This window comes from Thermosediminibacter litoriperuensis (assembly GCF_008124715.1).
Lineage (GTDB): Bacteria > Bacillota > Thermosediminibacteria > Thermosediminibacterales > Thermosediminibacteraceae > Thermosediminibacter > Thermosediminibacter litoriperuensis.
In genome coordinates, this window is sequence record NZ_VNHO01000006.1 from 84,966 (window position 1) to 109,658 (window position 24,693).

A 24,693-nucleotide genomic window follows, 5' to 3' on the forward strand; every position below is an offset into this window, starting at 1 on the left:
GGCGGGGTTGATTTTTATGGTGCTTTTTGTGATATAGTTAATATAACTGGAAAATAAGGGAAGTTAATATGCCTATGAACATCACCATTATAGCTGTAGGAAAAATAAAAGAAAATTATCTGCGGGAAGGTATACGGGAGTACGAAAAAAGGCTCAAGTCTTACTGCAGTCTGAGGATAGTCGAAGTCGACGAAGAAAAGGCTCCGGATAATCCCGGACCGGCAGAAAAGGAGAGGGTAATGAAAAAAGAAGGGGAGCGCATACTGGGCAGAATGAACCGGAGCAGCTTCAACATCGCCCTCTGTGTGGAAGGAGACAGGTTCTCATCGGAGAAAATGGCATCCAGGATCGGCGAACTCGCCCTTTCCGGCGTGTCGGATATAACCTTCATTATCGGCGGGTCTTGGGGCCTTTCCGAAGAGGTAAAAAAGGCTTCGGACCTTAAACTCTCCTTTTCCGACTTCACCCTGCCCCACCAGCTCATGCGCCTGGTACTCTTGGAGCAAATTTACCGCTGGTTCAAAATAATTCGGGGCGAACCGTACCATAAATGACCTCATACGCTTTTTGCTCATCTGAGTTTTTACTTAATTGCATTAAAATTAACTTCAGAAAAAAGAAGGGTAATTTTTCGGTAAACCTTTTGTCTAGCTTATCTCTTTAAATTCTCTGAACCAACCTCACAATTAGTTGCATAATAAGATACAAAACACTATGGTAAAAGACTTATTGTATCTATTTTGTTGACTAAAATCGCAAAAATGACATATAATATAAATCAGAGGGAGGTGTTTGAAATGCTTACAACCAACGAAATTATCGGACAGAACATCCTTGAAATACTTAATAAAAAATCTTTGACACAGGCTGCCCTGGCGGAAAGACTTGGCTGGACAAGACAGGACGTTAATAAAATAATCCATGGAAGAAAGAATGTAACGGCAAAGGAATTAAAGGAGATTTCTGATGCCTTAAATGTATCCATGGAGGAATTGGTAAAAGAGGGTTCGGTAAAAGAGAACGTTAAGCCGATAAAACTTTTTATGGGTCAAGTCAGCACAAAAGAGGCTCGAATAGGCTTGCTTCACGCCCAGAAGATCATGGATATGATTTTGTTCCACAGCCAGGTGCGGGAAAACAAGAGCAAACTGATGAAGGAATGGGATGCGTAATATGCACGATCTTATAAAAGAATGTGTTTTTAGAAACGATAAAGAACAATTCAATAATATTGAAGATAAGGCGATTGGCTTTGCTGATCGATATATCGGAAGCGGTGTGATTATTCAGGACGATATCTTTAATATTATTAAAAATTACGAGCAGGATGTTAATTTGCTTCTTTTTCCCATTCCTGACGACGAAATTTGCGGTTTTATTTGCAACTATAAAGGTAAACTTTTCATTTATGTAAACACCAACCTCCCGCTGGAAAAGCAAATTTTTACCGCAGCCCATGAGCTTTACCACCTTCTGTTTAACCGAGACCAGCTGGAAAACGGTTATAGCCACATGATCAAACAGGATGACCTTGACGGCAAACAGGAGGAGCGGACAGCTAACCTCTTTGCCGCCCTTTTGCTTGTTCCCAGAACTTTGTTGAAAGAGCAGATCGAGATTTTAAAGATAGACCCCGCGAAATTGAATTTGCTGGATATAATTCGGTTGATGGATGTATTTGCCGTTCCTTATAAAACAATGATATTACGTTTGTACGAAACGGGGTTTTTAAGAGACAAAGATGCGGATAAGTGGTTGCAGGTTCCAGACCGAGACGAAAATGAAGGCGTGCTATATGAAATAAGGAAACACGAAATCGGTTTGCGGTGGCAGGAGCGTACCAGGATAATAAAATATGGAAACTTGAAAGCATTAATTATGGATAACAATGATGAGGAACTCATTCCAAAAGCCAAAGCCGAAAAAGACCTATCCTATATCCAGAAAAGCATGGAAGAAGTTTTTGAGGAGATAGGTGAGAAAATTGAGTAAATCAAATATTTGCGTACTTGATACGGATTTTATCGTTAAATCAGCTGTCTCCCCTTCTCCTCATGAACCAACTTTATTAGAAAAAATTCTGACCGTGGGCGGTAAATTCTACATACACTGTCATATCCGCCAAGAAGTAGAATGGCCACAAGGAGCAGCAGATTTGCTAGACAAGCTTATTAAGGAACGGCTAATTAAGATGGTGGACGACAGGGATTTGCTTGACCTATTGGATAAGTATTTCCATATGCCTGTGAGGACATTTTTAACAATCTCAAGGAATGTTGTGACATATTTGGCACAAATTATTACGAAGATTACTATAAGATACTGGAATCATCCGTCTCAAACGGAGATAGCATAGTGCAATTTTGTACAAACCCCGCAGGTATGTAAATGTTTTGGAAACAAAGGAGTTTAAATTGTTTGGCAAGGGTGAAAAAATGAAGGGTTTGGAAATTGTTGAAAACATTTATACAAATAAACTGGTTCTTCTTGCTAACGGTATGCTTAAATGGCGGAACTGATATTTTCGGTTCCATTTTTTGATGTCTAACGCTACACCTGCAAGTAAAGGGGGAATGCAAAAATGAAAGTCTACCGCACCGCGTGCCCTCGGGACTGCACGGACTGCTGCTCCCTCCTGGCTTACGTGGATGAAAACGGAAGGCTGGCCGGCGTAAAGGGGGACCCGGACCATCCGGTTACCCGGGGGTATCTCTGTCCCAAGGGAAATTCTTACGTGGAACTGGTCTACCACCCGAAGCGGCTCCTTTATCCCCTAATGAAAAAGAACGGTGAATTCAGGCGGGTGACCTGGGACGAAGCCCTGGATTTCATAGCGAAAAGGCTTACCGAGGTCGTCGATACATACGGCCCTCTGGCCGTCCTTCACTACCACTACAGCGGGTCGGAAGTCGCAACGAAACACCTTGACACCAGGTTTTTCAACGCCCTGGACGGCATTACCAAGGTCTCGGGAGATCTTTGCTTCAGCGGTGGCCTGGCGGCACAGATTTACGACTTCGGCGGCCTTATGCAGAACAGTATCGAAGACCTGCCGAACGCCCGGGGGTGCGTCCTCTGGGGCAGAAACGTAAAATCAACCAACGCCCACTCGCTTCCCTTTATTAAGGAGTGCAGGCGGCGGGGTGGGAAGATCGCCGTAGTAAATCCGCTCCCCACCGGGATGGAGGGCATCGCCGAGCTGGTGGTAAGGCCGAAACCCGGCACCGACGCCGCCCTGGCTCTGGGGGCGTGCCGGTACCTCGTAGAACGGGGTGAAATCGACCGCGAATTCATCGATAAATATACTTATGGATTTGACGAATTCCGGAAGGCTCTGGAAGATTACCCGCTCGAGAGGGTTTCGGAGATCACCGGCGTGGGTGTTGATGACATAGTGCGCCTTGCGCTCTTCTACGCGGAAAATACACCCGTCACCACCCTGCTCGGTTTCGGGCTGCAGAGGTACAGGGGAGGCGGCAATGCCGTAAGAGCCGTGGACGCCCTGGCAGCGGTTACGGGCAACATCGGAAAGCCGGGGGCCGGGGTATCCTACTGCAGCGATACCTACTGGCACGTAGGGAGCCATGTGAAGGGGGCGGCGCCGGCCGGGGCCGGTCGGACTATTTACATGTGGGATCTGGCGCGGGGGATTCTAAATGCCCAAGACCCGCCCGTAAAAATGGCTTTCATCACCAATGCAAACCCCGTCGTAAACGTGCCGGACACGGCCATGATGAGAAAAGCCCTGAACAGCATCGACACCGTCGTCGCTATAGACGTGTTCATGACCGACACGGCGAAAGAGGCCGACGTGGTGCTGCCGTGTACCACCTTTTTCGAGGAGGAAAACGTCAAGGTAAGCTCCTGGAGCCCCTGGATTTACTATTGCCCTAAGGTCATCGAGCCCGTCGGGGATGCCAGGCCCGATGAGGAGATCTTCATTGAGCTTGCAAGGAGAATAGGACTCAAGGATTTCCCCTGGGAGAGCCGGGAGCAGTTCCTGGAATACGCTGCAGAGGCCTTCGGGAAATTCGGGGTGGACCTTTCCCTTCTCAGGAAAAAGGGGCATATAAAAAACCCCTTTGTGCCGGAGGTGGCCTGGCAGGACAAAAAATTCCGCACGCCGTCGGGCAAATTCGAGTTCTATTCGCAAAAAGCCCTGGCCGAAGGGCAGTCTCCCACGGCCGCCTATGTGGCGCCGGCGTGCGAGGACGACCGTTACCCGTACCATTTCATAACCCCTCATTCCCGGTACCGCATACATTCTCAATTCCAGGTGACCCAATATATTAAAAAATTAAATCCCTTCCCCAAAGTGTATATCAATTCCGAAGAGGGGATCCGGCTGGGATTAAAAGAAGGCCAGGAAGTGGAAGTTTACAACGACACGGGTAGCATAAGAACCAGGGTGTATTTCGACCCCATGATGAGAAAAGACACCCTCAGCCTGGAGTCCGGCTGGAGCGTGGAAAGCGGTGCGTGTCCCAATTTTCTTGTACCTTCCCGCGCCACCGAAATGGGGGCTTGTGCTGCGCTGTACGATGTTAAGGTGGGCATCAGGGCTGTAGACCGATCCGTTTAGGGTTCTGCGGAAATTGCCCGGGTGCGGGAAATCCGAATCACAACCGGTGTCAGCGGGTAAAATAAAGGTGACCGCACGTCCGGTCGATGCTCTGAACAGGCTTTTATATGGCGGTTTAATAAATTATTTCTGGAGGGCTATTATGGATTTGATGGACCTGCAGGAGAAAGTGGATGCATTTATAAAAGGTACTTTGGGTGCAGAAGTTCCGGCCGGCGTCAGGTTGATGGACCTCGTGGCAGAAGTGGGAGAGCTGTCCAAGGAATTCCTCAAGGCTACGGATTACGGCGAGAGGGCCTTTGAGACAACCGGAGGCTGGGAAAGCGAAATGGGAGACGTGCTTTTTTCCCTGATCTCCTTAGCAAACGTTACCGGTGTAAAACTGGAGGAATGTCTTTTAAAAGCCCTTGATAAATATCAGGAAAGGTTCTATGAAAGAGGCGGCATCGGTTCTGGTGAATGAATTTTACAAAAGCCTTAGCATACAGGCATAAATATCAAAAAATTTATATAGTTAATAGGTGGATATTGACAAAATTTTCAATATATGGCATAATTAAATCACGATGGACAGGTTCAGCAACGGCAAACCAATCGAAGGCTGGGGCGCAAAGCTGCGGATCTAAAGCTTTTATAGCTATGGCAGCCGGGCTGCCGGAGGTGCTTTTATTTATTTGAAATAAATAAAAGCAAATCCACATCCCCCTTCGGCAGCGCGGGTTTTTTTGCCTTTCGAAGGTTCCTATGGTTCAGCCGACCCGACCGGATTCCGGTCGGTTTTTTATATGCATTTGTGTTATTTTCAAAAAAATGCTACAATATATACATCAGGGCCGTATCCCACTGCCGTGGGCGGCATGATTAAAAAAGGAGGGAGATCGATGGATTTAAAGGGCAGGAAAATAGTCGTCCTCGCTGAAGAGGCCTTTGAGGACCTGGAGCTGTGGTATCCGGTCCTGAGGCTGAGGGAAGAAGGTTGCGAAGTGACGATAGCTGGCAGCGGCAGCAGCGATACATACACCGGCAAGCACGGAGTTCCGGTGAAGGTTGACCGGAACTCCGGCGAAATCTCAGCCGATGATTACGACGGCATAATAGTTCCGGGAGGTTGGGCGCCTGACCGCCTGAGGAGGTATGATACGGTAAAGAATCTGGTCAGACGGTTTGCGGAGCAAAAAAAGCTGTTGGCTACCATTTGCCACGGGCCCTGGGTTTTCATATCCGCCGGCGTCGTAAAGGGATACACAATGACGTGCGTGGAAGCTATAGTGGATGATCTCGTAAATGCCGGGGCCGTATACGTGGACCGGGAGGTGGTTGTAGACAGGAACATGATAACCTCCCGCAGACCACCGGATCTGCCGGCTTTCATGAGGGAGATAATAAATTATCTTAAAACACACTAAACTGATAAATACCGGTGTTACCGCAGAAACTTTATAATGGCGAAAGCGGCAAGAGGACCGTAAGAAAATTTTTGCACTGAAAACAAGGCTTTGATTTACCTGCGGCAAATACCGACATACTACGTTGGAATGCCGCTCAATCAGGATGTCACGGGAGGGAACGACCGGTGTATAAAGACGTGCATATCGAAGAAGTAGCAGGAAAGATCCTGGAACAGCTGAAAAAGGGCGCTTTTTTAACCGTAAAAAGCGGCGACACGATAAACACAATGACGATTGCCTGGGGGACCATCGGCTACATTTGGCACAGGCCCGTTTTCACGGCCATGGTCAGGCCTTCCAGATATACCTTTGACCTCATAGAAAAGGCCACCAGTTTCACCGTCAGTTTTCCCCTGAACGACCGGATGAGGGACGCCCTGAACCTATGCGGCACCAAATCGGGAAGGCACGTAGACAAGTTCAAGGAGTGCGGCCTTTCACTCCTGCCCGGTAAAATGGTGGACACCCCGATTATAGACGGATGCGACATTCACCTGGAATGCGGCATCCTGTACAAGTCCCCCCTTCATCCCGAGCAGATTCCGGTCGAGATAAAGACCTTATATTACGGCACCGGGGATTATCACGTCCTTTATTCCGGGGAGATACTGGCTGTCAGGATGAAGGATGAGGACTAACCCCTTATAAGGATAATTCCCAGTATGACCAGCAGGGTGCCGAAAATTTTTTTAAGCGTCAGGCTCTCGTGCAGGAAGAGAAAGGCCAGGGCAACCGTAACCAGCGGAAAAGAAGAACTTACGGGGACGACCTTTGAAGCTTCGCTGTACTTGAGGGCGTAATAATAGGCCAGCTGTCCGAGCAATGAGGCCATTAAACCCTCCCCGGCGATAAAGAGGAAGGATCTGGTTTCTATTGAGAGGTTTTTAAAACTGCCCGAAAGCACACCGGCGGCGAGCAGGACGGCGCTTATCGTAAAGGAACGCAGTGACAGGGCCAGAAAGGGCGGCAGCTTTGCAAGGCCCATTTTTCCCAGAATGGGTGCGGCTCCCCAGAACACAGCCGTGAGCAGGGCGAATATATAGGATTTCATGTCGTATCCTCCTTATAGATATGTTCATGGGATGTTTATGTGCCGGCACGACCGCCGGCACATGCCTTTATAATTATACCATTTCGGGCCCCGGAAAATCCCTGCTTTCAAAATAAAAAAAACTGTAGTAAAATAGTAATAGAAGGTGTGGAGCGAGGAGGGCAAATTCTATGTTAACCCAAACCCAGGAAGCCGGGTACTCCCTCAGGTACAAAATATACCAGCACCTGAAAAACGCCATTCTTAACGGCGTCTATAAGCCCGGTGAAAGCCTTATAGAAATGAAGATAGCTAGGGAACTGGGTGTGAGCCGTACTCCGGTGAGGGAGGCCATAAGGCAGCTGGAGCTGGAAGGTCTGGTATCGAGCATCCCCAACAAGGGTGTAATAGTTGAGGGCGTCACCGAACAGGACGTGGAAGACATATATACGATTAGAAAAATGATTGAGGGACTAGCCGCCCGGTGGGCCGCCGAAAAGATAACCCCCGAGCAGCTCAAAGAACTTAAAGACGTGCTGGACCTTATGGAATTTTACACAGCAAAAGGGGAAATAGACAAAGTTTCGGAACTGGACACCCGGTTCCACGACATCATCTTCAGGTCGTGCAAGAGCAGGCCCCTGGAATCGGTGCTCACCAATTTTCATCACTTTATCCAGAGGGCCCGGCTGGTATCCATCAAAAGCGGCGGCAGGGCACCGGTTTCGCTGGAAGAGCACAAAGAGATTTACAACGCTCTGGCGGCGCGGAACCCCGATGCGGCGGAAAAGGCCATGATAAAACACGTAGAAAAGGCCAGGATCAACCTCCACCCTTATCTGGAAGGTCATAAAGTTTATTAAAGTCCTTGCAGAAAAAGCAAGGATTTTATTTTTTTTCCAGCAGCTTCATCAGCACCGCCCTGTTTGAAACCGGGTAGAGCGAAGAGAGCTTCACCTGGGCGGGATTAACGCTGGGAAGGGAAATCTCCTCCAGCTTCTGCTCGAAGACCTGTATTTTCTCCTTTATGGATTTGAGGTCAAACCCGCTGTCCCTCATCTGTTTTATCCGGATGAGCCTTAATACATCGTTTTCCGTGTAGCGCCTCTGCCCGCCGTTAGTGCGTACCGGATTAACGAGTCCCATGCTCTCGTAGTACCTGATCTGCCTGGCGGACAACCCTGTCTTTTTCTCGACGGTGCCTATTGGGTAAAGGTCCTTTTCCGCGGAAGTCATGGATTTAACCTCCCCATTTTTAACATTATTCTAACAAAAATTAATACCACGGTCAATGACTATGTAAGGTTTTTAGAGTAAATTTGAAAAACCTTACAAACATTTGACATGAACTCTCTGGCTGTGATAGTATTTCCGTGGAATAAAAAAACGCGGAGGAGGAGCTTTAATGCCGAAGTTCACCAAGAGCGACATCCTGAGAAAAGCCCAGGAGCTGGATGTCAAGTTTATACGCCTTCAGTTCACCGACATTCTTGGTATAATTAAGAACGTGACTATTACCGTAGAGCGGCTGGAGGACGCCCTTGACGGCAAGATCATGTTCGACGGCTCGTCCATAGAAGGATTTACCAGAATTCAAGAGTCCGACATGTACCTGAAGCCCGACTATGACACCTTTGCCATACTGCCCTGGAAGCCCAGGAAGGGCGCTGAGGCCAGGATGATGTGCGACATCTATACCCCCGACGGCGAACTCTTCATCGGCTGCCCTAGGGGGATCTTAAAGAAGGTGTGCCAGGAAGCCAGAGAAATGGGTTATGAATTTTTCGTGGGGCCGGAGCCGGAGTTCTTCCTTTTCGAGATGGATGAAAACGGCAGGCCTACCATCAGGACCAACGACAAAGGCAGTTACTTCGACCTATCGCCGGTGGACCTGGGCGAAAATGCTCGAAGGGACATAATGCTGGCCCTGGAGGAAATGGGATTCGAGGTGGAGACAGCCCATCATGAAGTGGCGCCAGGGCAGCACGAGATCGACTTTAAATACGCACCGGCGCTGAGGACCGCCGATAACATCGTCACCTTCAAGTTCGTCACCAAGGCCATCGCCATGGAACACGGCCTTTACGCCACCTTCATGCCGAAACCCATATTCGGCGAAAACGGTTCGGGCATGCACCTGAACATGTCGCTGTTTAAAGACGGAGTAAACGCTTTCTATGATGAGAACGACAGGGAAACCGGCCTTTCCGAAGTGGCCAGGTACTTCATTGGTGGCATATTGCGCCACGTGAAAGGTTTTACGGCAGTGACTAACCCCACGGTGAATTCCTACAAGCGGCTGGTCCCCGGATACGAGGCCCCTGTATATATTTCCTGGTCCAGCAAAAACCGCAGCGCTCTCGTCAGGATACCGGCAGCCCGGGGGATTGCCAGCCGGATCGAGCTCAGGAGTCCGGACCCGTCGGCTAACCCGTATCTGGCGCTGGCCGTAATTCTGGCGGCGGGCCTTGACGGGATTAAGAACAGCATAGACCCGGGGCCCCAAACCTTCGACAACATTTACGAGATGACGCCGGCAGAAAGGATGGCGGCGGGGATAGAAGACCTGCCCGGCAGCCTGAAGGAAGCGCTGGAGTATCTGTCTAAGGACGAAGTAATCAAAGAGGCCCTCGGTCCCCACGTATACGAGCATTTCGTAAAAGCCAAGCTCATCGAGTGGGATACCTACAGGACCCAGGTTCACCAGTGGGAACTGGACCAGTACCTAGGTATATTCTAGAGCAGCGGCCGGTATTCGTTCCCCCTGATGGGGTGTATGCGGAATTCTTCCAACAGCTCCCCGGCGGTCTTGGAAAGCAGCTTTATACCTTCTTCCAGTTTGTCCGCCGGGACTTGTGCTATGCTGAGCCTGAACCCGGGTGACGGCCGGCGGTCGGGGTAGAAAAAGTCCCCGGCCAGGATTAAGAGCCTCTTTCTGAGGGCGTTGCCGTAAAGGTTCATAGAATAACAGCCGTCGGGGAGTGCAGCCCAGAAAAACAGCCCTCCCTGCGGCTCGGTCCAGGATACCTCCGGGTGCATGTGTTTTTTCAGGGCCTGCCTCATGAGATTCCACTTTTCCCGGAAAAGGCCTCTTATCTTTTTCACGTGTTCGTAAAAAGTGCCGTCCCGAAGTATTACGTCCAGTACCCGCTGGGTCAGGCCCGACGACGCAATGTCCGAGAAATACTTGACCTCGGCTATCTTTTTCGAAAAACGGGCGGGCGTCACGATAAAGCCCAGTCTGAGACCGGGCATGAACAGTTTGGAAAAGCTCTTGATATAAAAAACGCGGCCGTCCCCGTCCAGAGTCTTTAAGGGCACGGGTTTTTCCACGTAGTAGAGGTCGTTCATGTGGTCGTCTTCCACTATCAGAAAATCGTACTTGCGAGAAAGAGCCAGGAGCTCTTTCTTTTTTTGTTCTGAATAGGAACGTCCGGTGGGGTTCTGGAAATTGGGCATGGTGTAAAAGAGTTTCGGCGGTTTTGAGCGGAGTTTTGAATGCAAATCCTCCAGGTCAATGCCGTCTTCTGCCATGGGAATCTCCACTATTCTGGCGCCTCTGGATTTAAAAGCGTCGATGGCCCCCGGATAGGTGGGGCTTTCGACGTACACCACGTCGCCGAAGTCCAGGAAGGCCTTGGATATTATGTCGATGCCCTGCTGGGCTCCCGACACCACGTGTATGGAGTCCACCGGAGCTTCTATTCCGTACTCCCGGGCGAGATATTCCCTGAGGGACTGCCGGAAGGGGAGGTAACCCGGGCTTTCGCTGTAGGCGAAGGCATACCCTCCGTCCCGGTCCAGCACCCGGTTCAGGGATTCTTTAAAGATCTCCACCGGAAAGTATTCAGGAGAAACCGAAGCGCCGGCGAAGTCGAAATCCACCTCCCGGGACCCGCTGCCTCCCGGCTGTGGAACGCCCGCTGCAAAGGCGGAATCTCCCCCCGGGCCGGGGGTTTTGCCGGTGCCGCCGTCCTGCACCTTTAAGCCTTCCTCATCGACAGCGCCGGCGGCAGGCCTCACATAAGTGCCGCTGCCCACGCGCGAAACGGCGTAACCCTCTCTTTCCAGCAATCTGTAGGCGTTTATGATAGTCACGGTATTTACGTGAAGCGCCGACGCCAATTTGCGGATGGGGGGAAGCTTTTCGCCGGGGGCCAGCTTTCCCTCCCTTATCAGACGGACCATGCCTTCGTAAACCTGCGCGTAAAGGGGCTTGCTGGAACTGCGGTCTAAATGTATCGATACATAACTATCCATTAAATTACCTCCCTGGTTTAATTAAAAATTGTATTGACAAACAATTGCTTGTAATGGCATAATAAGTACATACAATTTTTCCCTTACCAAAATATTGTTACGAAACAATTACAATTATACCACAAAAGTACCGATCCTGAAACTAATAATTTAAAAAGGAGGCGCGATTATGCCACAGGAAAGATATCAACAGGACACCAATGCGAATTCCGATCGCTACGCTCTCAACAAAAACCTGGCCGAGATGCTTAAGGGCGGGGTTATAATGGACGTCACCACGCCTGAGCAGGCCAGAATTGCCGAAGAAGCCGGAGCCGTGGCGGTTATGGCCCTGGAGAGGGTGCCGGCGGATATACGGAAACAGGGCGGTGTGGCGCGCATGTCCGATCCCAAGGTGATAAAAGCCATAAAACAGGCGGTGAGCATACCGGTTATGGCCAAGTGCCGGATCGGGCATTTTGTGGAGGCCCAGATTTTGGAGGCCCTGGGAGTGGACTTCATCGACGAGAGTGAGGTGCTGACCCCGGCCGATGAACTCTGCCATATAGACAAGAAAAAATTCAAAGTTCCCTTCGTCTGCGGGGCCAGGAATCTGGGAGAAGCCCTGCGCCGTATTGCGGAAGGGGCCGCCATGATAAGGACCAAGGGCGAGGCGGGTACCGGCAACGTGGTGGAGGCGGTGCGCCACATACGGACGATCATGGGTGAAATAAGGAAGCTTCAGAACACGCCGCGGGAAGAACTGATTACCGCCGCCAAGGAGATGGGAGCGCCTTACGAACTGGTGCTTTACGTGGCCGAGCACGGCCGGCTGCCTGTGGTAAACTTCGCTGCGGGAGGAGTGGCCACGCCCGCCGATGCGGCCCTGCTGATGCAGCTCGGGTGCGACGGCGTTTTCGTGGGGTCGGGGATTTTTAAGTCCGAAGATCCGGGCAAAAGGGCAAAGGCCATAGTTAAAGCGGTGGCCTACTACGACGATCCCGAAGTGCTGGCCGAGGTTTCCGAGGACCTGGGAGAAGCCATGCCGGGCCTGGAGATAGACCGGCTGGAGGATCGCTATGCCGAGCGCGGGTGGTAATATGAGGGTCGGAGTCCTGGCTTTCCAGGGCGCCGTGAGGGAACACTTGAGGATGCTGACGATGGCCGGTGCCCAAGCAGTAGCTGTAAAAAGGAGGGAAGACCTCTGCTCCGTGGATGCCCTTATCCTGCCGGGCGGAGAGAGCACCGTAATCGGGAAATTCCTCCAGGAGACGGGACTTGGAGAGGACATCGTCAGCAGAGCGGAGGGCGGTATGCCGGTATGGGGGACCTGCGCCGGCATGATATTGCTCGCGAAGCACATAGTGAACGAGAATTACGTACACCTGGGGCTGATGGACATATGGGTGAGGAGGAACGCCTACGGCAGCCAGCTGGATAGTTTCATCGTGAGGCGGCCGGTTCCAGGCGTTTCGGAAAAACCGCTGGATCTGGTGTTCATAAGGGCTCCCTATGCGGAAAAAGTCAGTCCCGGCGTAGAGGTCCTGCTGGAAGTGGACGGGAAAATAGTGGCCGCCAGGCAGGGGAACCTGCTGGCGACAGCCTTTCACCCGGAAGTGACGGAAGATCCGAGCTTTCACAGGTTCTTCCTGGAGATGGCCGGATCGGCCTGAAATTGAGGGCAAATGGCGGAATATGCCATCGGTCTATTCGCATGACCGGTTATCGTAAAAATGCCTTAAGTTCTGACCGCCGCAATTGCGGGCGGTATTTTTTTGTCCCGAAACCCAGGTATTAAGGCCAGGGTCATGATTCACAGAGGTATGTGGTTAATGTGGATAAGTTATCCCCAATGGGGATAAATGCCTCGAATTTATGTCTTTCGCCGGGGACAGGGCAATACACTTATCAACACCTGTGGATAACTTTGTGGATAACGTGGATAAAAAGAACTAAATTTTTATGCGACAAATTACCCAGGAAGACCTATCCCGAATTTGTCAAAAGAGGAGGATTTTGGAGAGCGGTTGTCGAATTTATGAGGGGTGAAACGATGATAGGAAACGGGGGAACATAGATGCTTTCAAGGCGGTTAAGAGCTTTTATTATAATTTTTATAACTATTTCCTTCGTGTTCAATAGTTTGCCGGCGGCGCGCGTTATGGCCGCCGCTCCCACTATTACAGGCATCAACCCTACCAGCGGCACCGCAGCCGGCGGCACTCTGGTGACGATAGAGGGTACAAACTTCGCCCCGGCCAACCAGGTAAAGGTGCTTTTCGGCAGCGCCGAGGGCAAGGTGGTTTCGGTAAGTTCCGACGGTACCGTCATAACCGTGACCACACCTTCTTACCCCCAGCTGGGGCATGTCAATGTCACTGTCAAAAACTCCGAGACCGAGACGGCCGTAGTAACTAACGGCTACAAATACGAACAGAGCTCACCCCAAATAACCGGTGTATCGCCGCTTTCCGGCACCGCAGGCACGGAAATAACCATAACCGGCAACGAGTTCATGAAGGACATCGACTCAAGCAAAAAGCTGCTGGTGCTGATCGGCGGGATACTATCTACCAAGGTCACCTTCGTCAGTCCGACGACCATTAAAGCGGTTGTTCCCGCCCAGGTGTCCGGCTACAAGGAGATAAGGGTGGAAAACCCCGACGGTGGATCGTATACCTATTTTCCCGTCGAGGACAGCAAGAAATTCTTCTACCAGAAGAGCACTCCCACGATAACCAGCGTGGATCCCAATAAGGGACCTGTAAATACCGCCACTCCCATAACTATAAAGGGCACAAATTTTATCGCGGGCAATTATCCCGACACTTCCACGCCGGTTACCACCGTCACCATTGGAGGCCAGCCCGCCCTCGACGTGGTGGTGGTGAACGAAAACACCATTACGGCCAAGACCCCGTCCAATATATCGATAACCGGCCCGCAGCACGTCATAGTGACGGTCGACGGGGTAAATGCCATTAAAGAAAACGGTTTTACTTTCATCTCAAAGCCGGTTATCAATTCACTGTCGGATACTCCTCAGGGAGTAAGTCCCTCCCAGGGCAGCGTGCTGGGCGGGACCACAGTCACTATTAACGGCTCCGGCTTTATGGCCGGGGCTCAGGTGAAGTTCGGCGGACTTTTGGCGCAAAACATATCGGTGAAGAGCGACAGCGTAATTACCGCCACGGTACCGGCCACTTCAACGCCCGGCAGTGTGGCGGTGACAGTGACGAATCCCGACGGCGGTACGGCTGTGCTGAACAACGGGTTTACATATACCCAAAGCTCCCCATTGATATCGTCCATCTCCAACACCCTCGACGGCACCGGCCCTGCCGAGGGAAGCGTCCTCGGAGGAGAAACGATTTACATAAAGGGGACCGGCTTCGGCTCCGACGGTTACCCTGATGAGGTTAAGGTATACATAGGAGGTAAACTGTGCACCAACGTGGTCCTCAACAAGGGGACGGGGGAGGACATAATTTCGGCGGTAACACCCTCCAGTACGGCTGAAGGCCTTACGACTTTAAAGGTGGTGAATAAGGACGGCGGAACCGCCACTGCCAATTTTACGTATATAAGGAGCAAGCCCGCCATTAACGACTTCAATCCCAAAAACTCGTCCACTGTGAAGCAGGACACTATTACCATCAACGGCCAGAATTTTATGGAGGGCGCAAAGGTGTACTTTGGCGTCCTGGAGGCCAAAAACGTCGTTGTATCTCCGGATGGAACCAGTATAACAGCCACCATACCGGAGGCTTCGTCGGCGGGTCTGGTGGACCTCAAGGTGGTGAACCCCGACCAGGGCACCGCCACGGCCGCGACCAAATTCCAGTACGAGAAAAGCAATCCGGCGATCGACAAAGTGATAAACGTCGATATAGAATCCCTTATGGGCGTAGAGACCAACACCGGCGGCACCGCCGGGGGGACCCCCATTCGCATAGAGGGAAGGGATTTTTCAAATGCCGTCCAGGTGACCATAGGCGGCAAACCCGCTGCCAACGTAAAGGTTGTTAAGGAAGATTCCAATAAACATATAATCACGGCAACGACGCCGGCCAACGACGTGGGAGACAAGACCCTCGTCGTGACAAACCCCGACGGCGGCAGCGCCAGCACGACCTTCAGGTACGTGGTGGCTCCGACGGTAACGGGTATAACCCCCAATACAGGCACCACCGAAGGCGGTACCACCGTCGTCATCGACGGCACAGGCTTTGCGACGGACCCGAACCAGGTCAAGGTTTTCTTCGGAGGGGCCGAGGCAGAGGTCCTTTCCGCCTCCTCCACCCAGATTGTCGTGATGACCCCGGCCAATTCGGAAGGGGCGAAAGATGTAGCGGTAATCAACCTCACCGATTACGGAAGTTTTGTCAAAAAGTCCGGCTTTACCTACGTGCTGCCCCCGAGTAACCCTTCCATCGAGAGCATCGAGCCCACCTCGGGATCCACCGCCGGAGGTACGGAGATAACGGTAATAGGGCACGACATCAGGAGCGGGGCAAAACTGTATATCGGCGGAAATCCGGCTACGGTCATCAGCGTTGAGGTACAGGAAATCGACGGAGTTTACAAGAGCGTGCTGAAGGGTATTACCCCCGCCGGCAGCGCCGGCGACCAGGAAGTAAAGGTGGTGAACCCGGACGGCAATTACGCCGTTTCGCCGAAACCCTTCACGTACAGGATACCCGAGAAGGCCCTGTCGATTACCAGCATCACGCCCAACAAGGGGTCTGTGCTGGGCGGCACCCAGGTAACCGTGAAGGGCGCCAACTTCGTCAAGAGGACCCAGCTTTCGGATTCGGTATACAGGGAGACCAGGCTCACCATCGGGGGTAACGAAGCCTCCGGCGTGGTGGTGAGCGACGACCTGACCTCTCTCACCGCCGTCACCCCGGGCGGCAGGGTAGGCCCCCAGGACGTCATAGTTAAGGTGGTGAAGATGGACGAATCCTCAAGTCCCGAGACCGAAATTGAAATCGAAAGCCAGGCGGTGTTAAAGGGCGGCTTCACCTACGAGCTGCCGAAGAGCCGGCCGGAAATAGATTACGTTAAGATTTACAACCCCCAGACAAAACAGGAAGAAGACCCGACCGGCCCCACCGGCGGCGGGAGCATCGTGAGGATATACGGCAGCGACTTTATAGCCCAGTCCGGCGGAAAGACCCTGGAAGTCTATTTCGGCACCAGGAAAGCCTCCATCGTGGAGGTGGTCAATCCCGGACTGATCCAGGCCGTTTCACCGCCCAGTACTCAGGTGGGGGCCGTCGACGTAAAGGTGGTGAACCCCGACGGCGCCGAAGCGGTGCTCTGGGGAGGGTTCATATACAAGGGCAACAACCTGGTGATAACATCCATCACCCCGAACAGCGCCACCGTGACGGGAATGGTCTACGCCACCGTCACCGGCGCCAACTTCATCCAGGGCACCCAGGTCACCATCGGTGGCGAGGCCGCCCTCAACGTGACGGTGGTGGATTCCACCAGGATCACCTTGATAGTGCCGGCGAACACTCCGGGTACCAAGGATGTGGTGGTGTCCAACGCTTACGGCAGTGCCACCTTAAAGGGCGGGTTTCAGTACTACGTTGAGCAGAGCAGGCCTTCGATAGATGCGGTAACTCCCGACAGGGGTAGCGCCGCCGGGGGTGAGCTCGTGACGATTACCGGAGAGAATTTCATGAGCGGTGCCAGAGTGCTGATAGGCGGGGTCGAAGCTACCGGCGTGGTGGTGAAGAGCACCACGGAGATAACTGCCAGAAGCCCGGCCGGTACCCCCGGCTACCGGGATGTGACTGTGGTCAACCCCGACGAAGGCACCGCCGTCCTGCCGGGAGGCTTTTTATACATCAGCAGCCCGGTGATAGAATCGGTCACTCCGGCCCGGGGCCCGGTGACCGGTGGCATGTTTATCGAAATCAGGGGTAAAAACTTTGAGACTCAGGCCGATGTTCATTTTGTAGGCAACTTCGTCTACGGCGGTAACAACTATATACCTTTAGAGGATGTCAAGGTTGTCAGCGATACCCTCATAAAAGCGAAGGTGCCCGCATCGCCCGGCGGCTATACGGGTTACGTGGACCTGGAGGTAATAAACCCCGACGGCGGCAGGGGGGTAAAGCAGAGCGCATACCTTTATAAAAATACTTATACGCAACCCCATATTTTCTCTATAACCCCTAACAGGGGGCCGGTGCAGGGAGGCACCGAAATAACGATCAAGGGCCAGGATTTTGAAAGCGACGCCCTGGTTGCCATCGGGGACGCCTTCGCTACCGATGTGAAGTACGTCGACAGCACCACACTGACGGCGAAAACCCCGCCGGGCAAAGAGGGTTCCGCCGACGTACAGGTCATAAACCAGGGGGACGGCGGTTTTGCGGTGAAAGCCGGAGGATTCACCTATACCTTGCCCAGGAGCAGCCCCACCATAACAAAAGTTACACCGCCGGTGGGCAGCTCCGAGGGAGGCACTCCGGTGACCATAACCGGTACAGACTTCCGGGAGAACATATCGGTAATAATAGGCGGTGTGGAGGTGCCCGCTGAAGATGTAAACCTCATAAGCCCCACCGAAATCCGGATCGTGACGCCGAGAGCCCAAAGCTACGGCAAAAAGGACGTGGTGGTCGTCAACGAGGACGGCGGCACGTTTACCCTTAAAAACGGCTACGAGTACGTGCCGCCCGCTACGATTCCGGTGATTTCCGGTATAACCCCCCAACAGGGCACCATATACGGCGGTACCCTGGTGAAAATAACCGGCGCCAGGTTTGTTAAAGGCGCAAAGGTGTACTTCGGCGGGGTGGAAGCCCCCGAGGTGACCGTGGACGACACCGGAACCCTCGCCACTGCCGTAACCCCGGCGTACAAAACCGGCAGCGGCGATACGGCTGTAGATGGCAGGTACCCGGTGAAGGTGGTGCTGGTGAACCCCGACGGCGGCCTTGTCACCTTCGACGGCGCCTTTGAGTTCACGATTCCGGAGAGCAGCCCGAAGATCACCGGTATAGCGCCGGCCAAGGGGCCTGCTTCGGGCAGCACGCTGGTGACGATTGAAGGCCTTGATTTCCGCCCCGGTGCTGCGGTCATGTTCGGGAACGCCGAAGCCCTGGTGGAAAAGATCGAGGACGAAAACGGCAGGCTTTCCGGCGACCCGGCCTTCGTCACCGGCACCAGGATAACGGCTGTAACGCCGCCGGGAACCCCGGGCAAGGTGGACGTAAGGGTTATAAACCCCGACGGGGGCTTGGCGGTGCTTTCAAAAGGCTATGAATACTTAAGCATTACCGGCCAGATAGCGCTGGATTTCATAAATCCCACGGAAGGGGCCGTATCCGGCGGCACTCCCTTCACCATCAAGGGCAGCGGTTTCGTCAACCCGGTTACCGTCTATTTCGGAGGCGAAGAGGCAAAAGGGGCCACTGCTGTGGATTCCAATACGATAACCGGCAGAACCCCGGCCAACACCCCGGGCAAAAAGGACGTGGTGGTGTTGAACGGCAACGGCCTGTCGGGGGCCTTAAAGGACGGCTTTGAGTACAAGGTGCCGGAAAAATACCCGCGAATAATCCAGGTGGACCCCAACCGGGGCCCCGCCTACGGCGGCATCGAGGTCAACATATACGGGGAGAACTTCCTGAGCAATGCGGCAGTATATATAGGCGAAAACCGGGCGGAGGTGCTTATGGTGCAGCCGGGGCAGATAAGGATAATCCTGCCCCAGGGCACTCTGGGCCCCAAGGATGTCATAGTCATTAACCCCGATACAGGTCTAGACGTTCTGGAGGAGGGCTTCACCTACGTGGATTATCCAAAAATAGAAAAGGTGGAGCCTGCCGAAGGGCCCGTGGAGGGCGGCACCGAGATAACCATCACCGGTAAACTTTTCAACCCCGGCGCCGTGGTGCTCATTGGCGGGAAAAACGCTTCAGACGTCACCGTAATCGGCGATACCACTATAAAGGCAAAAACGCCGCCGCATTCGGCGGGATACAAGGACGTGACCGTTATAAACCCGGACGGAGGCGAAGCCACCCTGAAAGACGGGTTTTACTATAGACCCCCCAGGACCAGGCCCGATACGCCCGAGGATTTCTGGGCCAGGCGCATTGACGAGACGGCTGTAATGCTCTCCTGGTCGGCATCCCTGAACGCCAATTATTACGAAATTTACGGCTCCACCAGTTCCGGCGGTCCTTTTAAGTACATCGACAAGACCGCTGATACCCACTATATCGTCACCGGCCTGGAGCCCGACACCAAATACTACTTCAGAATAAGGGCCGTAAACGAACTGGGATTTTCCGGCTATACCTACGCCGATTACGCCTACACCGACGAGGGCGAAGTGAAAAAGCTGGTAGAACTGCCCGCGGACGTGGTGGTAGATAGGGCCGGGGGCAGGGCCTCGGTGATCGTCAAGGATGTGAAGTACCTGAAAAAAGAGGATTACAGGGTCACTGTAAAAACCGGGGGTATCGGCAAATACAGGGAGTACTCGGCGGTTCTGCCCTACAGCCTTATGTCTGAAGTTAATTCCTTAACTCTGGCCTTTGATGAAGTAAGCCTGAGAATATCACCCTCTTCCCTGAACATACCTGCTTTCCAGGACCTCACCGGCAGGGAAAAGGAGGACTCGGCCCTGTTGATAACCGTCCGGCGGCCTGACGGGGCCAAGAAAGACGAGCTTTTGAAGTTCAGGGAAAAGGGCATGAAACAGCTGGGAGAAATAGTCTGCGTCGAGTTTTCCTACAGGATAGGCAAGGAAACCGGCAGGCTGGAGTACATGAAAGCCTGGCTTTACATCGATTTCGATCACGACGCCGTCTATTCCGGCAAAGTCAAAGACGCGGGCCTGTACCGCTACAACCCGGAGAAGCGCCGGTGGGAGGTAGCGGCCGGCGGCCTCGTTCCCTACTCCACTTCGGGGGGATACATCCAGTCGCCGGGATGGTACTCGGTCTTCGGCAGATAAGCGTGCGGGGAGCTGATAACGTGCTGAAAATCCGGTACAGGGCTATCAGGACTGTCGTTCTTCTTCTAATTGCCGTCCTTATTTCCATAAATCCGGCGGGTGCCCAGGGCGTCGAATACCGGGGCACCGCCTACGCCGGTTCTCTGATTAAAAATATAAATTTCGCGGACACCGCCCGACACTGGGCAAAAAGTTCCATCGCCAGGGTAGCCGCCATGGCGGTCATGGTCGGCGAAAGGGGCAGGTTTTTCCCCGACCGGCCGGTTACCCGGGAGGAGGCTGTGGCGGCCCTTGTAAGACTTTCCGGGATGGAGGCGGCTTCTACCTCCGGCGGAAAGGCGGGCACCGAAAACTTCCAGTCCTCGGATTGGGCCCGGGACTATATAAAAGCCGCCGCCCGGGCCGGCTTGCTCGATCAGACCGAATTGAGCGGTATGGATTTTAGGGCAAGGGTCAGCAGGCAGGAAGTGTTCACGTGGGCGGGCAGAGCTCTAAAGATAGAGCCGCTGAAGGGCAGCGACGTGCTGAAGGCGGCGGCTTTTGCGGATTACGGGGAAATTGATAACCGGAGGCTCCCGTATATCGCCGCTCTGGCCGGGAAGGGGATAGCTTCCGGATGGAACGGCCGGTTTTACCCTAACAAAACCATGACCCGCGGCGAACTGGCCGCCCTTCTGGACAGGCTAAAGGCCGGTATACCCGGCGGTGTAATAGTGAAACGGGGATGGGTTTCCTCCATCGCAGCGATGCCCCCTTATACGGTGTATGCGGTCCGGACCGAAGACGGGCCGGTATACGATCTGAAGGCCATCCGGGGCGAAATCGATTTTCCGGTGATAAAAAGCGGGGTGGTATACGACTCCCGGGCCCTGGCAGAGGGCGATTACGTGCTGCTCGCCCTGAGACACGACGAGGTGCTCTTTGCTGAAGTCACCGGAGCCGGCAGGCAGGCGGTTTCCGGGGAGTTGATGGGGACCGAAGGCGATCGGATATACATTAAGGACCCGAGGGGCAATGTCCATTCCTTCAGGCTGGCAGCCTATCCCGAAGTATACGTGGACGGGAAAAAGAGCAGTTTCAGCGACCTGCTGCCGGGCGTGGAAGTTTCGGCTGCGGCGATGAACGGAACGGTATACAGGCTGGATGTCTCATCCGGCAGGGACGATTTCGGAATGCCCGCCGCGCGGGGTCCTGTGGAAGGTACGGTAAAGGAAGTAAGAGAAAAGGATGGATGGTATGAAGTAACCGTGGGAGTCCCGGGGCAGGGAGAGACTAAAATCAGCCTCGCCCCCGACACCGCAGTGGTCAAAAACGGGGCGGCGGCGGAACCCGGTGAGATAAGGCCCGGAGACCGCATCGTGGCGTATTTCGGGCCGCAAAGCCAGACCGCCCCCGAGAGGGTGAAGGTGGCATCCGGCGGCAGGGTTAATAAAATCGTCAGGGGGAGGCTGGTGGAAGGCATCCCCGGCGAGGGTATAGTTCTTTCCGACGTGATGGAATTCTATTTCGGCACCTTCTTTAAAAAGGCGGGTATAATGAAAGTAAACCTATCAAAGGATACGGAAGTGTACACCGGGGCCGGGGCGGCGACGCCGGAGGATCTGATCGCAAACTACACGGGCCGGGAGATTTACGCGGCGCTGAACGAAGAATACGGGGTTAAAAAAGCCGTAAAGATCCTGGTGAAATCGGGTGACGAGTACGTCGCCAACGGCCCCATCGATGAAGTCAGGTGGTCCACCGGCGAAATAGAGGTGGGTGATGTGGAGGCCCTCTTCGACGGGTTGACGATATCCGTCCTCAGGGGGACTTCGGTATACCCCGATTATCTGGAAGAGGACAGGGAAGTGTTCATAGTGGTGAACAGGTCCGGTTCAGCGTCAAAAGCCGCAATCCTCTATCAGCCGGAATTTTACGATAAATCCTTCGAGGTGCTGAAAGGGCAGATTTATGAGATAACCCGGGACGGGCTTGTCATCAGGTACAGGAGCGTGCTGGAAGGCAGCCTGTGGTCAAGCGGCAGCAAGAGCAATAAATACGAGTACTCCCTGGCCGACGACGTGCGGATCATCGACGCCACGGGCAGCTCCCCTAAAGAGATATCCAGGCAGGATTTCTTGAAAGACAGGTACATTGAAAATTATTATTACAGGAGCGCGTATATGATCAGCCGGGGAGACAAAATCCTGGCGATGATAATAAAGCAGGGCGGCAGGGACGACGATACCGTGAGCCTGGGGACCATAGAGGCCGTGGCTGACGACGGGAGCAGGGTAACCCTGGCAAATATGCTGGATTACAGCCAGTTCGGGGAAAGGTGGAACACCGAACTGCCGGACAGGCTCGAGCTGGACATGAGCGGCGCCCTGGTTATGGAGCGCGGGGAAGCGGCGGAAAAGCACAACCTCAGGCCGGGGCAGCTTCTGTATGTCATAAGGGAGAACAACGCGGGCCTGCTGGCCTTCGTCTTTGAGTTTTAAAGCGGGATGTGGTGTTTTTGAAAAAAGGGCTTATTAGAACATTTGTAAAACTGCTGGTCGCAGCACTTCTGGTAAACATGGCGGCCTTCCCCGCTCTCGCGGTCGAAATCCCCGGTTACGAAGGCGGCATAAAAAGCGAGGTTGAGTACGCGGAAATCCTGTTCATTACCGGGGAGCCGGTGCTTTTAAAAGGGAAGGTTACCGTATCCCAGGGCAGGATGAAGGACGGCAAAAGGCAGGACAGGATCAGCTACAGCCTTTACAGCGACGACAGGACCGTAAGCCTTTCCAGGAGTATAACCCTGGAGATCAGGGTTCAGGAAATGAGGGACAAAAGGCAGGTTACTACCACTGCCGAAATCGTGCGCTCCAGCGAGACCGTCAGCGTGAAAAAGGACCGGGCCAGCCAGGAAAGATATACTTTAAAGAATTACAACCTGTCGGCTTCCACTGTAACCGACGTGACGCCGGCAGTGGACTACTACACTCTGGTCATGAGGGGCAGGAAGATATACGACGTGAACGGCGGCCAGGGCACCGTTACCGTTGAGATGACCGGCAGCGGTGTAGGTTACGACCACTCATGGGGTGCCACCGAAACCCGCAGGCAGTTATTCCTGATATCCGCCGAGCGTAGGGCCGATGCCAAAAAAGGCACCGAGGCTTACGAGTGGACAGGCAGGGTCGAGGCCGAGGTATCCTGCAGCAGGACCAGAGAAATTTCATACGTGGCCAACGAGCCCAGACTGATCAGCTTTAAAGGCGGGTACATGGAAGTCGTCAAAGAAGAATCGGTGGCCGGCTACTACTACGACCTGCCCCGGTTCGATAAAAACGGAATGCCGGGGAGCGGTAGAAACAGGGGCACTGAAAAAATAAGCCTTGCTCTTACACCGGTAAACCGGATGGCTTCCATCCCCAAGGTGCTGGATCTGACGGGGCACTGGGCTCAGGCGGACGCGGAAAAACTCCTGGCCCTAGGGATCATCAAAGGGGACGGAAATTATTTCTGGCCCGGGATAGCGGAAAAAGGCTCGCCTTTGCGCTAGCGGTCGGAAGGCTCATAGATGCAGCTTCCCGCGCCGGGAGGTGGTCCGGGGCTTCCGATAGCGGAAGCAGGAAGAAGGTGAAGCAGGAACCGGAGCCGCTGCCCTTCGATGACATAAAGGTCCAGCCGGAGGATGCCGAACAGATAACAAGCCTTGCCGGGATGGGAATCATGGAGGGCACGTCGCTCCGCCGGTTCTCCCCGCAGGAAAATCTGACCCGGGCCCAGGTGATAACCATTCTGGTGAGGGCCCTGGGCCTCGAAAACAACGCCCCGCCGGTGCCGTATCACACCGGTTTTAGGGACGATGCGGAAATACCGGCATGGGCAAAAGATGCCGTTTACGTCGGAAGGGAAATCGGACTCGCCCGGGGAGACGAGGCCGGCTGCTTCAGGCCCAACGACCCGGTAACCAGGGCCGAATCCGCCGCATTTTTAAACAGGTTTATAACCTACCTGCAGAAGGATCTTCAGCGGGACTTCCGGGAGCGGATAATCGATTTTTAAAAGAGCAGGTTAAAATCTAACCTGCTCTTTTTATGTGCGCCCGGCATGGGCGTTAACTCGGTGGTGAAAGTCCACTGCAGGCGAGGCAGCACTAGCCTGCTAGCCGAAGGCAAGGGTGTCCACTGCGAGGTGGAATCTGAAGGAAGTTGGAGGCAAAGCCACGGCCTGATGAACAAGAACCCCATAGGAGGCTAGACCGTTCGGATGAGCTGGCATAACACAGCGAAATCCCAGGCTGCCAAGGGGCGGTAGAGTATATGGGGCGGGCGCGGGGCGAAGGTTAACGCTCTTACCCGGGGAGGCCTGCCGGTAACGCCAGGTAAAGCTGGTAACCCGTGCTGAAAGGCACAGCTGAACCGGCAGGAGTCAG

20 protein-coding genes and 1 riboswitch are annotated in these 24,693 nt (G+C 53.5%); of the genes, 17 read left to right on the plus strand and 3 right to left on the minus strand.

Going from position 1 to position 24,693, the window contains the following annotated elements; translation table 11 throughout:
• Window positions 1–74: 74 nt before the first annotated feature.
• The 8 genes from rlmH (at window position 75) to LZ11_RS03795 (ending at window position 6,668) form a co-directional block, all read left to right on the plus strand.
• The gene (gene rlmH / locus LZ11_RS03760; RefSeq protein ID WP_148866572.1) at window positions 75–554 is read left to right on the plus strand and encodes a 23S rRNA (pseudouridine(1915)-N(3))-methyltransferase RlmH; all 480 of its coding nucleotides are present in this window, start codon (window positions 75–77) and stop codon (window positions 552–554) included.
• Window positions 555–797: 243 nt separating this feature from the next.
• Window positions 798–1,172 carry a helix-turn-helix domain-containing protein gene (locus LZ11_RS03765; protein ID WP_170240276.1) on the plus strand — a complete coding sequence of 125 codons (375 nt, stop codon included), beginning with the start codon at window positions 798–800 and terminating at the stop codon, window positions 1,170–1,172.
• Window position 1,173: 1 nt separating this feature from the next.
• Window positions 1,174–1,992 (plus strand): ImmA/IrrE family metallo-endopeptidase, encoded by an 819-nt coding sequence (locus LZ11_RS03770; RefSeq protein WP_170240277.1) that lies wholly within the window; start codon window positions 1,174–1,176, stop codon window positions 1,990–1,992.
• Window positions 1,976–2,356: a hypothetical protein gene (locus LZ11_RS03775; RefSeq protein ID WP_148866575.1), complete on the plus strand. Its 381-nt coding sequence runs from the start codon at window positions 1,976–1,978 to the stop codon at window positions 2,354–2,356. The genes LZ11_RS03770 and LZ11_RS03775 overlap by 17 nt, the downstream gene beginning before the upstream one ends.
• A 225-nt stretch (window positions 2,357–2,581) precedes the next feature.
• Complete coding sequence (locus LZ11_RS03780) at window positions 2,582–4,582, plus strand: molybdopterin-containing oxidoreductase family protein (protein WP_148866576.1); 2,001 nt, start codon at window positions 2,582–2,584, stop codon at window positions 4,580–4,582.
• A 142-nt stretch (window positions 4,583–4,724) separates the two neighbouring features.
• Window positions 4,725–5,045: a MazG nucleotide pyrophosphohydrolase domain-containing protein gene (locus tag LZ11_RS03785; RefSeq protein WP_222927175.1), complete on the plus strand. Its 321-nt coding sequence runs from the start codon at window positions 4,725–4,727 to the stop codon at window positions 5,043–5,045.
• Between the two features lie 111 nt (window positions 5,046–5,156).
• Window positions 5,157–5,241, plus strand: a riboswitch (cyclic di-GMP riboswitch).
• A 222-nt stretch (window positions 5,242–5,463) separates the two neighbouring features.
• Complete coding sequence (locus tag LZ11_RS03790) at window positions 5,464–5,988, plus strand: type 1 glutamine amidotransferase domain-containing protein (protein WP_148866577.1); 525 nt, start codon at window positions 5,464–5,466, stop codon at window positions 5,986–5,988.
• 167 nt (window positions 5,989–6,155) lie between these two features.
• Entirely contained in the window at window positions 6,156–6,668 is a 513-nt protein-coding gene (locus LZ11_RS03795) for a flavin reductase family protein (RefSeq protein WP_148866578.1), read from the plus strand.
• On the opposite strand, the gene LZ11_RS03800 is transcribed toward LZ11_RS03795, so the two are convergent.
• On the minus strand, window positions 6,665–7,081 hold the full coding sequence (locus LZ11_RS03800; RefSeq protein ID WP_148866579.1) for an EamA family transporter: 417 nt from the start codon (window positions 7,079–7,081) through the stop codon (window positions 6,665–6,667). The genes LZ11_RS03795 and LZ11_RS03800 overlap by 4 nt on opposite strands.
• A 170-nt stretch (window positions 7,082–7,251) precedes the next feature.
• On the opposite strand from LZ11_RS03800, the gene LZ11_RS03805 reads away from it, so the two are divergent.
• Window positions 7,252–7,923, plus strand: a complete 672-nt coding sequence (locus LZ11_RS03805) for a GntR family transcriptional regulator (protein ID WP_148866580.1) — start codon at window positions 7,252–7,254, stop codon at window positions 7,921–7,923.
• 25 nt (window positions 7,924–7,948) lie between these two features.
• Here the strand turns inward: LZ11_RS03805 and LZ11_RS03810 are convergent, their stop codons facing one another.
• Window positions 7,949–8,296 carry a MerR family transcriptional regulator gene (locus LZ11_RS03810; protein ID WP_148866581.1) on the minus strand — a complete coding sequence of 116 codons (348 nt, stop codon included), beginning with the start codon at window positions 8,294–8,296 and terminating at the stop codon, window positions 7,949–7,951.
• 169 nt (window positions 8,297–8,465) lie between these two features.
• Here LZ11_RS03810 and glnA point away from each other — a divergent pair, with 169 nt between their 5' ends.
• A complete protein-coding gene (gene glnA, locus LZ11_RS03815; protein WP_148866582.1) occupies window positions 8,466–9,800 on the plus strand; it encodes a type I glutamate--ammonia ligase in 1,335 nt (444 codons plus the stop codon).
• Here the strand turns inward: glnA and pdxR are convergent.
• Window positions 9,797–11,320 carry a MocR-like pyridoxine biosynthesis transcription factor PdxR gene (gene pdxR / locus LZ11_RS03820; RefSeq protein ID WP_148866583.1) on the minus strand — a complete coding sequence of 508 codons (1,524 nt, stop codon included), beginning with the start codon at window positions 11,318–11,320 and terminating at the stop codon, window positions 9,797–9,799. The two genes, glnA and pdxR, sit on opposite strands and share 4 nt — an antisense overlap.
• A gap of 169 nt (window positions 11,321–11,489) precedes the next feature.
• Here pdxR and pdxS point away from each other — a divergent pair, with 169 nt between their 5' ends.
• The 7 genes from pdxS (at window position 11,490) to LZ11_RS12330 (ending at window position 24,518) form a co-directional block, all read left to right on the plus strand.
• Window positions 11,490–12,398, plus strand: coding sequence for a pyridoxal 5'-phosphate synthase lyase subunit PdxS (gene pdxS / locus LZ11_RS03825; protein WP_148866584.1), 909 nt, complete (start codon window positions 11,490–11,492; stop codon window positions 12,396–12,398).
• A 1-nt stretch (window position 12,399) separates the two neighbouring features.
• Complete coding sequence (pdxT, locus tag LZ11_RS03830) at window positions 12,400–12,972, plus strand: pyridoxal 5'-phosphate synthase glutaminase subunit PdxT (protein WP_148866596.1); 573 nt, start codon at window positions 12,400–12,402, stop codon at window positions 12,970–12,972.
• Between the two features lie 404 nt (window positions 12,973–13,376).
• A complete protein-coding gene (locus tag LZ11_RS03835; protein ID WP_148866585.1) occupies window positions 13,377–20,288 on the plus strand; it encodes an IPT/TIG domain-containing protein in 6,912 nt (2,303 codons plus the stop codon).
• A gap of 20 nt (window positions 20,289–20,308) precedes the next feature.
• Window positions 20,309–22,768, plus strand: coding sequence for an S-layer homology domain-containing protein (locus tag LZ11_RS03840; protein ID WP_170240278.1), 2,460 nt, complete (start codon window positions 20,309–20,311; stop codon window positions 22,766–22,768).
• Window positions 22,769–22,785: 17 nt separating this feature from the next.
• On the plus strand, window positions 22,786–23,817 hold the full coding sequence (locus LZ11_RS03845; RefSeq protein WP_148866587.1) for a hypothetical protein: 1,032 nt from the start codon (window positions 22,786–22,788) through the stop codon (window positions 23,815–23,817).
• A gap of 77 nt (window positions 23,818–23,894) precedes the next feature.
• The gene (locus LZ11_RS03850) at window positions 23,895–24,323 is read left to right on the plus strand and encodes an S-layer homology domain-containing protein (RefSeq protein ID WP_148866588.1); all 429 of its coding nucleotides are present in this window, start codon (window positions 23,895–23,897) and stop codon (window positions 24,321–24,323) included.
• A gap of 45 nt (window positions 24,324–24,368) precedes the next feature.
• Entirely contained in the window at window positions 24,369–24,518 is a 150-nt protein-coding gene (locus tag LZ11_RS12330) for a hypothetical protein (RefSeq protein ID WP_170240234.1), read from the plus strand.
• Window positions 24,519–24,693 lie beyond the last annotated feature (175 nt).